Origin of the sequence: Pantoea sp. UBA4549 (assembly GCF_002387285.1) — a bacterium.
Classification (GTDB): Bacteria; Pseudomonadota; Gammaproteobacteria; order Enterobacterales; family Enterobacteriaceae; genus Pantoea; species Pantoea borealis.
Genome location: NZ_DGLH01000015.1, coordinates 291257 through 306671 on the forward strand (window position 1 = coordinate 291257; position 15415 = coordinate 306671).

The 15415-nt window shown below is 57.9% G+C and carries 14 protein-coding genes and 1 other annotated feature; of the genes, 7 read left to right on the top strand and 7 right to left on the bottom strand.

Annotated elements, in window-relative coordinates; all coding sequences use genetic code 11:
• Window position 1: 1 nt before the first annotated feature.
• Window positions 2–901, bottom strand: a complete 900-nt coding sequence (gene hisG, locus B3041_RS15370; protein ID WP_065648947.1) for an ATP phosphoribosyltransferase — start codon at window positions 899–901, stop codon at window positions 2–4.
• Between the two features lie 54 nt (window positions 902–955).
• Window positions 956–1077, bottom strand: a sequence feature (His leader region).
• Window positions 1053–1100 (bottom strand): his operon leader peptide, encoded by a 48-nt coding sequence (gene hisL, locus B3041_RS15375; protein ID WP_100396937.1) that lies wholly within the window; start codon window positions 1098–1100, stop codon window positions 1053–1055. Its footprint overlaps the feature before it by 25 nt.
• 181 nt (window positions 1101–1281) lie before the next feature.
• Between hisL and B3041_RS15380 the strand changes: the two genes are divergently transcribed.
• Window positions 1282–2109, top strand: a complete 828-nt coding sequence (locus B3041_RS15380; RefSeq protein ID WP_065648948.1) for an SDR family oxidoreductase — start codon at window positions 1282–1284, stop codon at window positions 2107–2109.
• A 33-nt stretch (window positions 2110–2142) separates the two neighbouring features.
• On the opposite strand, the gene B3041_RS15385 is transcribed toward B3041_RS15380, so the two are convergent.
• Both B3041_RS15385 and puuD read right to left on the bottom strand, forming a co-directional pair.
• The gene (locus B3041_RS15385; protein WP_292976549.1) at window positions 2143–3420 is read right to left on the bottom strand and encodes an NAD(P)/FAD-dependent oxidoreductase; all 1278 of its coding nucleotides are present in this window, start codon (window positions 3418–3420) and stop codon (window positions 2143–2145) included.
• 10 nt (window positions 3421–3430) lie between these two features.
• Window positions 3431–4192, bottom strand: a complete 762-nt coding sequence (gene puuD / locus B3041_RS15390; RefSeq protein WP_292976552.1) for a gamma-glutamyl-gamma-aminobutyrate hydrolase — start codon at window positions 4190–4192, stop codon at window positions 3431–3433.
• Window positions 4193–4401: 209 nt separating this feature from the next.
• Between puuD and B3041_RS15395 the strand changes: the two genes are divergently transcribed.
• Both B3041_RS15395 and B3041_RS15400 read left to right on the top strand, forming a co-directional pair.
• Entirely contained in the window at window positions 4402–5817 is a 1416-nt protein-coding gene (locus tag B3041_RS15395; protein ID WP_065648951.1) for a glutamine synthetase family protein, read from the top strand.
• A 370-nt stretch (window positions 5818–6187) separates the two neighbouring features.
• On the top strand, window positions 6188–7546 hold the full coding sequence (locus tag B3041_RS15400) for an APC family permease (RefSeq protein WP_039385292.1): 1359 nt from the start codon (window positions 6188–6190) through the stop codon (window positions 7544–7546).
• A gap of 125 nt (window positions 7547–7671) precedes the next feature.
• Here the strand turns inward: B3041_RS15400 and sbcB are convergent, their stop codons facing one another.
• Window positions 7672–9093 carry an exodeoxyribonuclease I gene (sbcB, locus tag B3041_RS15405; RefSeq protein ID WP_292976964.1) on the bottom strand — a complete coding sequence of 474 codons (1422 nt, stop codon included), beginning with the start codon at window positions 9091–9093 and terminating at the stop codon, window positions 7672–7674.
• Between the two features lie 195 nt (window positions 9094–9288).
• On the opposite strand from sbcB, the gene dacD reads away from it, so the two are divergent.
• The 3 genes from dacD to B3041_RS15420 all read left to right on the top strand — a co-directional run bounded on the left by dacD (window position 9289) and on the right by B3041_RS15420 (window position 12183).
• Complete coding sequence (gene dacD, locus B3041_RS15410) at window positions 9289–10458, top strand: serine-type D-Ala-D-Ala carboxypeptidase DacD (RefSeq protein WP_414692385.1); 1170 nt, start codon at window positions 9289–9291, stop codon at window positions 10456–10458.
• Between the two features lie 174 nt (window positions 10459–10632).
• On the top strand, window positions 10633–11691 hold the full coding sequence (locus B3041_RS15415) for an FUSC family protein (RefSeq protein ID WP_065648953.1): 1059 nt from the start codon (window positions 10633–10635) through the stop codon (window positions 11689–11691).
• A gap of 171 nt (window positions 11692–11862) precedes the next feature.
• Window positions 11863–12183: a DUF496 family protein gene (locus tag B3041_RS15420; RefSeq protein ID WP_039385998.1), complete on the top strand. Its 321-nt coding sequence runs from the start codon at window positions 11863–11865 to the stop codon at window positions 12181–12183.
• A gap of 36 nt (window positions 12184–12219) precedes the next feature.
• On the opposite strand, the gene B3041_RS15425 is transcribed toward B3041_RS15420, so the two are convergent.
• A complete protein-coding gene (locus B3041_RS15425; protein WP_292976559.1) occupies window positions 12220–13287 on the bottom strand; it encodes a LacI family DNA-binding transcriptional regulator in 1068 nt (355 codons plus the stop codon).
• A 68-nt stretch (window positions 13288–13355) separates the two neighbouring features.
• Window positions 13356–14141 carry a phosphate/phosphite/phosphonate ABC transporter substrate-binding protein gene (locus B3041_RS15430; RefSeq protein ID WP_292976562.1) on the bottom strand — a complete coding sequence of 262 codons (786 nt, stop codon included), beginning with the start codon at window positions 14139–14141 and terminating at the stop codon, window positions 13356–13358.
• Window positions 14142–14358: 217 nt separating this feature from the next.
• Between B3041_RS15430 and B3041_RS15435 the strand changes: the two genes are divergently transcribed.
• Window positions 14359–15381, top strand: coding sequence for an LLM class flavin-dependent oxidoreductase (locus tag B3041_RS15435; protein WP_292976565.1), 1023 nt, complete (start codon window positions 14359–14361; stop codon window positions 15379–15381).
• Window positions 15382–15415: the final 34 nt, after the last annotated feature.

The window sequence follows — 15415 nt, forward strand, 5'->3', positions numbered from 1 at the left end:
GTTACTCCAGCATTTTTTCAATTGGCAGCACCAGAATTGAGCTGGCGCCCAGCGCTTTCAGTTTTTCCATGGTTTCCCAGAACAGCGTCTCGCTGCTGACCATGTGCATCGCCACGCGGCTCACTTCGCCCGCCAGCGGCAGCACGGTCGGGCGCTCGGCACCTGGCAGCAGAGCGATCACCTCTTCCAGACGCTCGCTCGGCGCGTGCAGCATGATATATTTCGATTCACGCGCTTTGATCACGCCCTGAATGCGCGTCATCATTGTGTCAACCAGCGCCTGCTTTGCGGCTGGCAGCTCACCGTCGCGCTGGATCAGTACCGCTTTGGAGCGATAAATCACCTCCACTTCGCGCAGGCCGTTGGCCTCAAGCGTGGCGCCGGTAGAGACCAGATCGCAGATCGCATCGGCCAGGCCCGCACGCGGCGCGACCTCTACAGAGCCGTTCAGCAGGCAGGATTTAAACGCGATGTCCTGTTTATCGAGATACTGCTTCAGCAGGTGCGGATAAGAGGTCGCGATGCGGGCGTTGCTGAGACACTGCGGACCGGTGTATTCGGCATCAACCGGCATCGCCAGCGACAGGCGGCAGCCGCCGAAATCCAGGCGACGCAGCGTGAAGTAGCGCGGGTCTTCGCCCTGTGAACGGCGGGTCAGCAGCTCCTCTTCCAGCACGTTCTCACCGACAATGCCGAGATCGACCACGCCATCCATAACCAGGCCGGGAATATCGTCATCGCGCACGCGCAGGATATCGATAGGCATGTTCTCCGCAAACGCAATCAGACGCTGCTGCTGAAGGTTGATTTTGATGCCGCAGCGCGCCAGCAGTTCGCGCGATTCATCACTCAAACGGCCAGATTTCTGCATAGCTATGCGTAAACGGGTGTTATCTAACATGGTTCCTGTCCTCTTATTTGATCCTGTCTGAACGTATTGCGTTTGCGTTCGCCCATAAAAAAACCCCCGGAAGATGATCTTCCGGGGGCTCTCTTTGCGCTCGCACCACTGGAAGATCCTGAACGTCTCCCAGCACACATCGCCTGAAAGACTAGTCAGGGTGATGGTGGTGATGATGGTTGAACTGAACGCGTGTCATAATAAATTCCGTTGCTGAATGAGTATTCATTTGCGTGCTGATTAACCTAGCGAAGATGGCGCGGCTTGGCAACCCTTTTTTAACGTCAGTTTACGGAACCTTCCGCAACACTTTGCGCTGGTTTGCCGGGCAGCCCCGCTCTAAGATGAGAGAACAATGGCGCGCAACAGCAGGAGCAGAGATGAAACGAGTCGCGATTACGGGTCTGGGCTGGCTGGGTATGCCGCTGGCAATGGCGCTGACGGCGCGGGGCTGGGACGTCACCGGCACGAAAACCACGCCGGATGGCGTTGAAGCCGCGCGGCGCTGCGGCATTGAAGCGTTTCAGCTAAAACTTACGCCGGAAATTGAGTGTGATGCAGATGAACTTGAGGCGCTGATGCAGGTGGATGCGCTGGTGGTCACGCTGCCTGCCAGTCGCACCGTGCAGGGTGCTGATGCCTATATGCAGGCGGTGCAAAACGTAGTGGACACGGCGCTGGCAAGCCGGGTGCCACGCATTATATTCACCAGCTCCACCTCGGTGTATGGCGCAGGCGAGGGGGTCATGAAAGAGCAGAGTGCGCTGCAGCCGGAGACGGTCGCCGGCAAAACGCTGGTTGAGCTGGAGAACTGGCTGCACGGCCTGCCAGGCACCAGCGTGGATATTCTGCGGCTCGCCGGCCTGGTAGGACCAGACCGCCATCCTGGCCGCTTTCTGGCCGGAAAAACCGGGCTGGAACACGGCAGCCACGGCGTCAACCTGGTGCATCTGGACGATGTGGTGGAAGCGATTATGCTGCTGCTGCAGCGGCCGAAAGGAGGGCATACCTACAACCTCTGCGCGCCGCATCATCCGTCGCGGGATACGTTTTATCCTGACGTCACGAAGAAGCTGGGTCTGGTGCCGCCCACGTTCAGTGCGCAGCCTGACCGGCCAACCGGGAAGCTGATCGATGGCACAAAAATTTGTGATGAGCTCGGCTTTGAGTATCGTTATCCCGATCCGGCGCGCATGCCGCTGGCCTAAACGCAGCGGGAGAGACGCATCTCCCGCTACGGATCAGACGCCCAGCCGATCGCGTAACGCATACCATACGGCACCCATCGCCGTCAGCGGGACTTTAAACCGGCGTCCGCCCGGGAACGGCAGGTGCGGAAGCCGGGCAAAAGCGTCAAACCGCTCCGCCTGACCGCGCAGCACTTCGGCAATCAGCTTGCCGGCGAGATGCGTGCAGGTGACGCCGTGGCCGCTGTCGCCCTGCATAAAATAGGCGTTGCGCTCCAGCTGACCAAACTGCGGCATACGCGACAGCGTCAGCAGGAAATTACCGCTCCAGCGGTGGCTGATTTTGATAGTGCGCAGCTGGGGAAACGTCCGCTGCAGCTTGGGCAGGAGCAGGGCATCGATATCAGCCGGTTCGCGTGCGCCATACACCACGCCCCCGCCATACAGCAGGCGGTTATCCGCAGTAAGACGGAAGTAATCGAGCAGATAGTTACAATCCTCCACGCAGTAGTTGTTAGGCAGCAGCCCCAGCGCCTGGTCACGGCTGAGCGGTTCGGTGGTCACAATCTGTGAGCCGCACGGCATGCTTTTACGGCTCAGGCGCGGCTCCAGCTGCGCCGGCAGATAGGCGTTACCGGCAAAAATCACAAAGGTGGCGTGCACCTCTCCGTGCGCGGTGGTAATGCGATGCGGTGTACCGTAGTGTACGCCGAGGGCAGCAGAGTGTTCATAGATGCGCCCGCCGTGGCGGCGGATCGCCTCCGCTTCTCCCAGCGCCAGATTCAGCGGGTGCAGATGTGCGCCGCGCTTATCCAGCAGGCCACCGACATAGCGATCGGTAGCGATCTCCCGCCGGATACCGCGCTCATCCAGCAGCTCCAGGCTCTGATTACCGTAGCGCGCCCAGCTCGCCTGCTGACGCCGCAGGTGGCCCATCTGCCGCTGATTCAGGGCGGCAAAAATACCGCCCGGCCGGTAGTCGCAGCTGATCGCATAGCGATCGATACGGTCGCGGATAATATCGGCACCCTCAAACATCATGCTGCCCAGCATCGCTGCGGTCGCTTTACCGTAGCGCTGCTCTATTACATCCACGTCGCGGCTGTAGGAATTCACCACCTGACCGCCGTTGCGTCCGCTGGCGCCAAAGCCGATGGTGGCCGCCTCCAGCACGACCACGTCGTAGCCCGCTTCGGTCAGAAACAGCGCCGAGGAGAGGCCGGTAAAGCCGCCGCCGATAATACAGACGTCGCACTGAATGCTCTCCTGCAGCGCAGGCCAGGGGGCGTGCGGGTTGGCGCTGGCTGCGTAATAGCTCTCCACATGATGCATCACATCCTCCTCAGGGTCGTGACCGGTGATAATCGCTGGCGGCCTGAATAAATGCAGCAAACAGCTGACGTGAAACCGGGTTCTGCTCAGACTGCCACTCCGGATGCCACTGCACCGCCAGCGCAAAAGGATGATGACGCAGGCTCACCGCCTCAATTACGCCATCTGCGGCGCGCGCCTCTATGCGCAGCTGCGGTCCCGGCGTGCGTACGCCCTGCGCATGCAGTGAGTTAACGGTAAAGGGGGCATGGCAGTCAGGCAGCTGACTCAGCAACCCGCCCGGTTCCGGCGTGACCAGATGCGCCGCCGCGTACTGCTGCGACAGCGGCCGGGCAGGATCTTCACGGTGATCCTGAAATCCTTTAACCTGATGCAGCTGACGATGCAGGGCACCGCCGTTGGCGACCACCAGCTCCTGCAGGCCGCGGCAGATACCAAACAGCGGCATCTGCCGGCTGGTCGCCCAGGTAATGGCAGCAAAAGCCAGGCGGTCGCGGGCCGGGTCGCTGTGCGCTTCACTGCCCGCTTCGCCATAGTGCCAGGGTTCAATGTTGCTGGGGCTGCCAGGCAGCAGCAGGCCGTCCAGCAGCGCCATGCTTTGCGCCAGCAACTCTGGTGCGTCCAGCAGCTGATGCGGCAGCGGCAGCGGAACACCGCCCGCCGCGACCACCGCATCCGGATATTTATTGTGCAGCGTCTGAGCGGGGTGGGGGCCAGTCATATTCTGGCACATCACTATCCCGATCAGCGGTTTTACAGAATCTGTCATCATCCGGTTACCACGCTGAGAGTACGATCGCTCTGCCGGCAGGGTCAGGCAGGCGCGTAAGCGAGCCTGTTATTCTCAATCTAATCTGCCCGCGCCGAACTGCAAACCAGATTGTTACATTTGCACACTATTTGTGTTGGCGCTATGTTAGAGCTGTAGTTCGGAATTAAAGCATCGCGCAAACCTCATTAACGGTAACTGGCGGGTGGTATATGACGAATATCGTGGAAGTAGAAGACTTCACGCGGCACAGTGAAGAGAAGCGAACAAGCGCGTTCCAGCTGGAGGTGAAAACCTGGCTGGAACGCCATCCTGAAACGCAGTATGTCGATATCCTGTTAAATGATTTAAATGGTGTTTTTCGCGGTAAACGGATCCCTGTCGCCGCACTCCCCAGGCTCGAAAAAGGGTGTTACTTTCCCGCCTCTGTTTTTGCCATGGACATTCTCGGCAACACCGTTGAAGAAGCCGGTCTCGGCCAGGCGCTTGGCGAACCCGATAACCTCTGTATTCCTGTTCCCGGCACGCTTATACCTTCTGCTTCCGATCCGCAACGCATTGCTCAGCTGCTGCTGACGATGTGCAACCAAGATGGCACTCCCTTTGACGTTGAACCCCGAAACGTGCTGAACCGGCTGTGGCAGCAGCTGCGTAATCGCGGACTGTTTCCGGCGGTAGCGGTAGAGCTGGAGTTCTATCTGGTTGATAAGCAACGTGATGCCGGCGGATTTATTCAGCCGCCGTGCTCGCCAGGCAGCGCAGAGCGCAACATGCACTGTCAGGTTTATTCAGTAGATAACCTCGATCATTTTGCTGACGTGCTGCGTGATATCGATGCGCTGGCGCAGCGGCAGGGGATCCCGGCCGATGGGGCACTGGCAGAAGCCTCGCCGGGGCAGTTTGAGATCAATCTGCATCACACGCAGGATATTCTCAAAGCGTGTGATGACGCGGTTCTGCTGAAGCGGCTGGTGCGACAGGTGGCGGAAAATCACGGTATGACCGCCACGTTTATGGCGAAGCCGTATGAGGAGTATGCCGGCAGCGGCATGCACGTACACATCAGCATGCTCGACGCGGCAGACCATAACGCATTCTCTCTGGATGATGGCAGCAACTCGCCGCTGCTGAAGCGCGCGCTGGCAGGTATGATTGACCTGATGCCGGCGTCAATGGCGCTGCTGGCGCCCAACGTTAATGCTTACCGGCGCTTCTCGCCAGAATCGTTTGTGCCGCTGCAGGCGTCGTGGGGACATAACAATCGCACCGTGGCGCTGCGTATACCATGCGGTGACAAAGAGAACCATCGCGTGGAGTATCGCGTGGCGGGTGCAGATGCCAATCCCTACCTGGTCGTGTCAACAATTCTTGCCGGGATTTTGCACGGTCTGGATAATCAGCTACCTTTACCTCATGCGGTGACCGGAAACGGACATGCTGCGGAAGGGCTGGCACTGCCGGTTCGCCAGAGTGACGCCCTTTATGAATTTGAAAGCAGCTACCCGCTGCAGAAGCTGCTGGGAGAGCGTTTCAGCCGCGTATGGCACAGCTGTAAGCAGTGTGAGCTGCGGGAATTTGAACGCCTGATCACCGCTACAGAGATTGACTGGATGCTAAAGAACGCCTGACGAGCAGAAGAATTGCGTTAACGTCTTGTGTCGATGGTATAAGTTGGGGCAAAATATGCCCCCTGCAAAAGACAGAACATAGCCGACGCATTGAGCGTCGGTTATTTTTTTGCATAATGTTTTTAATACATACATAACCGAGGCCGGACGCGTATCCGGATAGATAGACACCGAAACACGCTTCTGCGTGAGATTTGAGGAACAAAGATGGGACTGTTTACAATTGCACCAGCACTGGCTGGTTCTCGCTTTCGTGATGATTACGGCGCGGCGACAATCGCAAACACTAATATCACTTCTCACTGCAGCACATTGCGCAGTATCCCTGTGGTACAACTGACATCAGTTGCTGCTGTAGGGGGTCTGAACAATGGCGCTTAATACCTCTGCCGCACCTCAGCGTGCACATCTGAAAAAAACTCTGACCCTGCTTCCGGTCGTCATGATGGGCCTGGCGTATATGCAGCCAATGACCCTGTTTGATACCTTCGGCATTGTGTCAGGTTTAACCGACGGCCACGTCGCCACCGCCTATGCTTTCGCCCTGATTGCGATTCTGTTTACGGCTGTGAGTTACGGTAAGCTGGTACGCCGCTTCCCATCTGCGGGCTCCGCTTATACCTACGCTCAGAAAGCCATCAGTCCGCACGTCGGCTTTATGGTGGGCTGGTCATCGCTGCTGGACTATCTGTTCATGCCGATGATCAACATCCTGCTGGCAAAAAGCTACTTTGAGTCGCTGGTGCCGGGTATTCCGTCGTGGATTTTCGTTGTGCTGCTGGTGGCCTTTATGACCATCTCCAACCTGCGTGGTATCAAAACCGTGGCTAACTTTAACAGCGTCATTGTGGTGCTGCAGGTTGTGGTCATGGCCGTGATTACCGGTATGGTGGTTTACGGTGTGGCGCACGGTATTGGCTCCGGTACGCTGGTAAGCACGAAACCGTTCTGGTCTGAGCATGCTCAGGTGGTGCCGATGATCACCGGTGCGACAATTCTCTGCTTCTCGTTCCTCGGCTTTGACGGCATCAGCTCGCTGTCGGAAGAGACCAAAGATGCTGAGCGCACGATCCCGCGCGCGATTTTCCTGACGGCGCTGATTGGTGGCGTGATCTTTATCGCGGTCTCCTACTTCCTGCAGCTCTACTTCCCGGATATCTCGCGTTTCCAGAATCCGGATTCGTCACAGCCTGAAATCATGCTGTTTGTGGCCGGTAAAGCGCTGCAGATCGGGATCCTGATCTTCTCTGTGGTGACCGTGCTGGCGTCAGGTATGGCGGCACACGCAGGCGTTTCACGTCTGATGTATGTAATGGGCCGCGATGGCGTGTTCCCGCAGCGCATCTTTGGCTTCGTGCATCCAAAATATCGCACGCCGTCACTGAACGTCCTGCTGGTTGGCGCGGTGGCACTGCTGGCTATCAACTTTGATCTGGTGACCGCTACGGCGCTGATCAACTTTGGTGCGCTGGTCGCATTTACCTTTGTTAACCTCTCCGTGATCGCACAGTTCTGGATCCGCGAGAAGCGTAACAAGACGCTGAAAGACCACCTGAACTATCTGGTGCTGCCTGTAATGGGCGCGCTGACGGTGGGTGCGCTATGGATCAACCTCGAAGAGACCTCCATGGTGCTGGGTCTGGTATGGGGCGCAATTGGTATTATCTACCTGGCGTTCGTCACCCGTACCTTCCGTAATCCGGTCCCGCAGTTCAGCGAAGAAGTGTAATGCCCGTGACCGGAGGCGCTGCGCCTCCGGTCTGCTTTCTGCAAGAGTTATCCCCGCTACACACCCGTTACCTTCGCCTGGTATATTTGCACTAACCTGGTTTCACTTCTGACACCTGTTTCACTTCAGGAAACCAGCGCCTGGGCGTAGTGATAGAGCGCCTTCAGCTGCGCCATCTTTTCCGCATCCTCTTCATGCAGGCTCGCCAGGGATTCCAGCTCCAGCAAAAATGCCTGCACCCGTTCGGCATTCAACGCTTCGCGGCGATGCTGCAGCCAGCGCTGCTGCTCGCGATCGTCGAGCGTGCCGGGAAAGTTACGCGCCCGGTAGCGAAACAGCAACGGATTAACGCGCGGGTCGTTGAACGTAAGATCCAGCGCCGGCAGATTCTGCGGCGCCGTCTGACGGAGAATCGTCATGCCGGCGCGATCGGCATCGCTGAAGAAGCCGTCATACAGCTGCGCATCGACATCCGCTGACGGCGTAAAGGGTTCCGCTTCAGCAAACAGCGTCACCACTTTCTCACGCACGGCGACATGCTGGCGCAGCAGGGCGAGGTTCGCCAGACAGTACTGGCGATCGATCCCGAGTCGCTCCGCATCTTCCGGGCGCAGCGTGCTGGCCGGAGCCAGCACCGGACACTTATTAATGTGTACCAGCTTAATGGGCACCGGTGCGGCATCGCCCAGCTCGCTCTGCCGCGTATAGAGACGCTCGCGCAGCGCGTCCGGCTCCAGCTCCAGCAGCGGGGTCATATCGCCGGCCAGGTCAGCCACAATCAGCGCATTTTTGTTATCAGGATGCCACGCCAGCGGCACAATCCAGCTGGTATTGCCCCGCGCAGCGCCAAACATACCGGAGACGTGAACCAGCGGCTTCATCTGCGGAATATCAATCAGGGTCATCAGCTTTTGCTTATTGCGGTGCGCGAAGAGAAACGCATACAGCTTTGGCTGCTTCTCTTTGACCAGTTTTGCCATCGCCAGCGTAGCCCACACGTCAGACATCGCATCGTGCGCCTGTTCGTGCGCCACGCCGTTGGCTTTCGTGAGATGCTCCAGCTTAAAGCTGGGAAAGCCCTCCTCATTTTCAGGCCAGACAATCCCTTCCGGCCGCAGCGCGTAGCAGGCGCGCATCACATCCAGCAGATCCCAGCGCGAATTGCCGTTCTGCCAGCTCCAGCCGTAGGGATCAAAAAAGTTGCGGTAGAAAATATTGCGCGTGACTTCGTCGTCAAAGCGCACGTTGTTATAGCCGATTACGCAGGTATTGGGCTGGGTAAACAGCGAGTGGATACGTGCGGCAAATTCCGCTTCCGTGACGCCGCGCGTGCGCGCAACCTGTGGCGTAATGCCGGTGATCATCACCGCTTCCGGCTGTGGCAGATAGTCATCTGCGGGCTGACAGTAAAACACCTGCGGTTCACCCACCGGGTTAAAGTCGGCATCGGTGCGCAGGCCGGCAAACTGGGCCGGACGATCCAGCGACGGGCTCTTACCGAAGGTTTCATAATCATGGAACAGAAAGGTGAACTCAGAGGCGGGCACGGCGTTATCCTGGATTGAAAAATCAACCCACAGAATAGTCGGGCGTTTCAGCCAGCACAACCCTCATCCGCCGCGCTGCGGGCGGACCTGCACTTTTTCTGTACGGGACATACTTTTTTTCAATTTATTCAGATATCAAAGCGCCATTTGCCGTACAACGTGCGGCGGTAAATTCATTTTTAAACTGAGGACAATGTGTTGAAAAGGCGTGTGTGGGTAACTCTTTCTGGATTAGTGGTGATGGCATCAATGGCGCAGGCGGATGACAGCCTGCCGTTTCCCGTGACGGCGCCGGGTATTGATGCCGCATCATGGGTATTAATGGACGCTACCACCGGGCAGATCCTCACTGCCGGCAATCCGGATGCAGAGCGTAATCCCGCCAGCCTCACCAAGCTGATGACCGGCTATGTGGTCGATCGCGCGGTCGATCAGCATAAAATCACCCGGGATGATGTTGTCACCGTGGGCAAAGATGCCTGGGCGGCGGGCAATCCGGTGTTCAAAGGCTCCTCGCTGATGTTCCTCAAGCCGGGCGATAAAGTCACGGTACGCGATCTGATGCGCGGGGTTATTATCGATTCCGGTAATGATGCCTGCGTGGCGCTGGCAAACTACGTGGCCGGCAGCCAGGAGAGTTTCGTCACCATGATGAATCACTATGTGCAGAAGCTCGGACTGACGCATACGCATTTTGAAACCGTACACGGCCTCGATGCACCGGGCCAGCACACCACGGCCCGCGATCTGGCGGTGCTGTCACGCGCCATTATTAATGGCGAGCAGGACTTTTACGCTATGTATAGCGAGAAAACCCTGAGCTATAACGGCATTACGCAGAACAACCGTAATGGCCTGCTGTGGGATCAGCATCTGCACGTAGACGGGATGAAAACCGGCCATACCGAGAGCGCCGGGTTTAACATTGTCGCTTCCAGCGTTGAAGGCCGCCACCGGCTGATCGCGGTGATCATGGGCGGCAAAAGTTCCAAAGGGCGCGAAGAGCAGGCGCGCAAACTGCTGACGTGGGGGCAAAGCAACTTTGATACCGTGCAGCTGTTCCATGCCGGCAAGAAGATCGGCAGCGAAAACGTCTGGTACGGCAATCCGCATAAAGTCGAGGTGGGTACCACGCAGGATATCTATCTGTCGCTGCCGCGCAGCGAAGTGGCTAACGTAATGGCGAAATATGTTATCGATCGCAAAGATCTCACCGCACCGCTGAAAGCCGGCGAGCAGATTGGTGAAATTCAGGTACTGGATAAAGATAAACAGCTGGCAAGCTATCCGCTGTATGCGCTGCAGACGGTGGAAGAGGCGGGCATCGTGACCCGTATCAGCGACTACGTGAAGCGTAAACTCTGATCGGGTTAACCGTGGCGTTATCGCTGCGTTTCTGTTTTGAAAGCAGAATGTGACGCCACTGTTATCTGATGTATGCGAACATAAAAAAAGCGGGAAAAAGCGGCGGCAGGGGCTGAAGCCTGCTGCCATGCCAGGGTAACATAGCGCGCAAATTTTTCCCGTTCCCGGATAACCATGTTACGCGCTGACAAGCCTGTCTCGTCGATTGAATTCTGGTTCTACCGCCACTACCGCGCCGTTCACGGTGTGCGTATCGCTATCGCCTTTGTACTCTGCTTCCTGTTTGTCAGGCTGACGAATATTCCTGAAGGCACCTGGCCGCTGATTACGCTGGTGGTCGTGATGGGACCCATCTCTACCTGGGGTAACGTACTGCCGCGCGTGATCCAGCGTATCAGCGGAACCTTTGCCGGGCTGATTTCCGGTCTGATTGCGCTAAAGCTGGAGCTTATCTCGCTGCCGCTGATGCTGGTCTGGTGCTTTGCGGTCATGATTGTCTGTGGCTACCTGACGCTGGGCAAGCATCCCTATATGGCCCTGCTGATTGGTATCACGCTCGGCGTGGTGGTGGGGGCGCCGGCCGGTGATTTCACCGTGGCGCTGTGGCGCGGCGGCGATGTCATTTTAGGCTCGCTGATGGCGCTGCTGTTTAGTGCCATCTGGGCGCAGCGTGCCTACATCCACTGGCGTATTCAGCTCTCCGATGCGTTTGTCAGCATGGCAAAGATCCATCACGCCGGTTTTTCACCCAATCTGGTCGAGAAACCGCGTCTCAGTCCGCGCTTTCAGAAGCTGCTCAGCAGCGTCATCAGAATGCGTGCGCTGCTGGAGCCCGCCAGTAAAGAGACGCGCATTCCGAAATCGGTGTTTGAGGCGATCCAGACCATCAACCGTAACATGGTCAATACCATGCAGATGCAGATTGAAGCCTGGTGGGCCTCACGTGAAAGTCATCTGCTGCTGCTGAATGCACCCGCGCTGCGGCGCACGCAGCAGATGACGGAAGAGACGCTGAACGCGCTGGCGCTGCTGCTGCAAAAAGGGGAGACGGAACAGGTTATCGCTAACAGCCACGCGCTGGAGGAGATTGTGCAGGAGCTGGAGGCGCTGATCGCCAGCGGCAGCGCGCAGCTGGAAACCACGGCGATATACGGCTACGTCTGGCTAAGTCTGGAGCAGGCGCGGCAGCTGGAGCGTATGACCGATCTGGTCCGGCTGGCGCTGCGCAAATAGTTTTCTCTGGCAACCACTTAGTGCGAATTGCCCTTTCTTTGCGCTAAGATAAGAGCCAGTCTGAAATTTGCTGTGAGAATTGCTAACCCGGCTCAACAGCCGCTAAGCTACAACTCTTGACGTTATATGACTATTCCGCCTGCTGCGGCAGGCCTTAAGAAAGGTGCCAACATGGAAAATGCCAAGCAATCATTTCAGGACGTGCTGGAGTTTGTGCGTATGTTTCGTCGTAAAAACAAACTGCAGCGCGAAATTCACGATAATGAAAAGAAAATCCGTGATAACCAGAAACGTGTGTTGCTGCTGGATAACCTGAGTGAATATATCAAACCCGGCATGAGCGTGGAGGCGATCCAGGAGATTATCGCCTCTATGCGCGTGGACTATGAAGATCGCGTGGATGAATACATCATTAAAAATGCCGATCTGTCGAAAGAACGTCGCGATCTGTCGAAAAAACTGAAAAGCATGGGTGAACCGAAAGGACACTAAGTGCAGCGGTAAGGTTTCACTGTGACGAGGTCGCCATTATGGCGACCTTTTTAATGCCTGCGCCAGTGCCTGCAGCTGGCGGGCAATTTCGCCCGTATCGACGCCATTGCGCTGCGGAGCGGCCGTGGTTTCACGCAGAACAAGCTCCGTCTCCAGCGGCAGCGCGCGCAGCGTTTGTCCGGCCAGCTGCGCCAGGATCCGCTCCACGCTGATACGCCCCAGCTGCTGCAGATCCTGCCGGACGGTGGTCAGCGGTGGCTGGTACCAGGCGCTCTCTGCGGTGTCATCGTAGCCAATCAGCGAAATATCCGCCGGGATCGCGACGCCGTGCTGGTGCAGCGCGCGCATTGCCCCCAGCGCCATCTGATCGTTAGCAACCAGCAGCGCCTGCGGCAGCCGATCCGGCAGCAGGGTAAGCAGTGCCTGATAGCCAGAGGCCGCGCTCCAGTCACCGTCCAGAACACAATAAGGCTGCAGCTGATGGTGTGCCAGCGCCCGCTGCCAGTCAGCAAAGCGGGCGCGGGCCGACGCTGAGCGCGCCGGACCGTTCAGCACGCCAATTTCACGATGACCCAGCGCCACCAGATGATCCACCGCCTGCTGTGCGCCGCAGCTGCTCTGATACTGACACTGCGGTACCGGCGCACAGGTTTCGACATCGAGAAACAGGGCGGGTTTACTGCCACACTGCTGCTGGATCTGTGCCGCCTGTCCGGCATCCAGCGGCAGGTTAATCAGCAGCGCATCAACGCGCTGCGCCAGCAGCTCATTGACCGTATCCTGCGCGGCACTCTGTGCGTTAGCCATGGCGATCACCAGATGATACCCTCCGGCAGCGGCCCGTTGCTGAATCGCAGAAGCGATCTGTGCCGGTGCCATCAGCGCCAGATCGCTGGTGGCCAGTCCCAGCGTGCGCGTTGCCTTACCCGCCAGCTGTTGCGCCACCCGGTTGGGCACGTAGCTGAGTTCTGCCATCGCCGCCTCTACCCGGGCACGCGTGCGAGCTGAGACCTGTGACGAATGGTTTAGTACCCGGGATACCGTTTGATATGAGACGCCAGCCAGGCGGGCGACATCATCCAGCGTTACAGAGCGCGCGGTCATTACATTCTCCTGAATTGACTGCGGCGAGTGTACCAAATTTTCCCGGTTGTCACCTGTTCCTGCGTTGTTCAGAGCCGGGTCACGCCCAGTGCCGCCGCCTGCTGCTCCCATGCGAGGACCTCATCATAGTAACTGCGGCAGGGCACTGAAAAACCGTTCAGCAGATTGGCCTGCATCAGCGGTTTAAAATCCTCAACGTTGGCCAGTTCAAATAACGCGCTGCGCAGCTTTTCCAGCAGCAGACTGTCGGTGCGGGCAGACGTAATAAGCGGCAGGGCCGGACAGAGCGGCGTCTCGCCAATAATGGTCACCCCGGCCAGCGCCTGCGGCTGATATTTTTGCAGCAGCGCCCAGGTAATACAGTCAATGGCCGCGATATCTGCTTCGTTACGGCGCAGCGCCGCCAGCGACTGCTGATGGCTGCCGCTAAAGTGCGTTTCTGCAAAGAACTTACCGTGCCGCGCAAGCGGTGCGATCGCATAGCGCAGGGCGTTATAGCCTGAGTGAGAGTCAGCGCTGTTGCATACGGCACGCCGTCCGCGGAAATCCTCCAGCATGCGATCGTCCTCCTCCCGGCGTACCACCAGCCAGCTGCGGTAACGCAGATCCTCACAGCCCGGTGCACACGACTGCAGCGTGCCGACCAGCTGTACCTCTGGCAGCTGACTGACCAGCGCATAGCCGCAGGTCTGGCTTAGCAGCAGATTGTCGTCGCGCCAGTGGGTGAGTAGATCGTCCGGTGCAACCACCTGTGCTGTCACATCGCGTTTTGCCAGCAGTTTCAGTAGCGCATCGGTAGTTGCCGCCGTTGTTGCGCTGTCGATGTCATACATAGGTAAAGAGATAAGGTGCATAAGGCATCCCTGAGTGCATCAGCCTGTTTGGCAAATCGGTGTTTTAAAGATAGCTGAGATTGATAGGCGAGAGGGTGGGTGCGGTTGTACAAAAAAGTTGAAGATGCGCACGAAAACTATTGGCTATCACTCATCACCGTGCTGGCGTACCCTTTGTTTATCGATTTATACATAGGTAACGTCAGGCGATTCTGTCGCTGGCGGGGAGTACTGAAACATGAAAAAAATTGGTTTTCTCTCATTCGGCCACTGGACGCCATCACCCCATTCTGCCACCCGCTCGGCGCAGGATGTACTGCTGCAGTCTATTGACCTTGCGGTCGCGGCAGAAGAGCTGGGGGCAGACGGCGCCTATTTCCGCGTCCACCACTTTGCCCGCCAGCTGAGTTCGCCTTTCCCGCTGCTGGCTGCAGTGGGGGCAAAGACCCGCCGTATTGAAATCGGTACTGGCGTTATCGATATGCGTTATGAAAATCCGCTCTATATGGCAGAAGACGCGGGCGCAGCCGATCTGATTTCCGGCGGCCGTCTGCAGCTGGGGCTGAGCCGCGGTTCGCCGGAGCAGGTGATTGAGGGGTATCGCTACTTCGGGTTTGATCCCCGCGCCGGCGAGAGCGACGCGGATATGGGGCGCCGGCACACGGAAGCGCTGCTGGACGTGCTGCGCGGTGAGGGATTTGCAAAGCCAAATCCCCAGCCAATGTTCCCGAATCCCCCAGGGCTGCTGCGTCTGGAGCCGTTCTCTGAAGGGCTGCGCGAGCGTATCTGGTGGGGATCTGGCTCAAATGCCACTGCCGTCTGGACCGCAGAGCAGGGAATGAATCTGCAGAGTTCCACTCTGAAAGATGATGAAACCGGCGAACCGTTCCATGTGCAGCAGGCACAGCAGATACGTGCCTACCGCGCAGCATGGGCTGCCGCAGGCCATCAGCGTGCGCCACGCGTGTCGGTGAGCCGCAGTATCTTTGCGCTGATGAATGATACCGATCGCGCTTACTTCGGCCGTGGCGGTCAGGATCAGGATTCAGTTGGTTTTCTGGATGAGAAGACGCGCGCCATTTTCGGCCGCAGCTATGCAGCCGAGCCGGATCGCCTGATAAAGATGCTGGCAGAAGATGAGGGTATTGCAGAGGCAGATACGCTGCTGCTGACTATTCCAAATCAGCTCGGCGTGGATTACTGCGCGCACGTTATCGACAGCATCCTTACCCACGTCGCCCCGGCGCTTGGCTGGCGTTAACCTGCCGCGTATAAAACCAGGGCCGCATCAATGC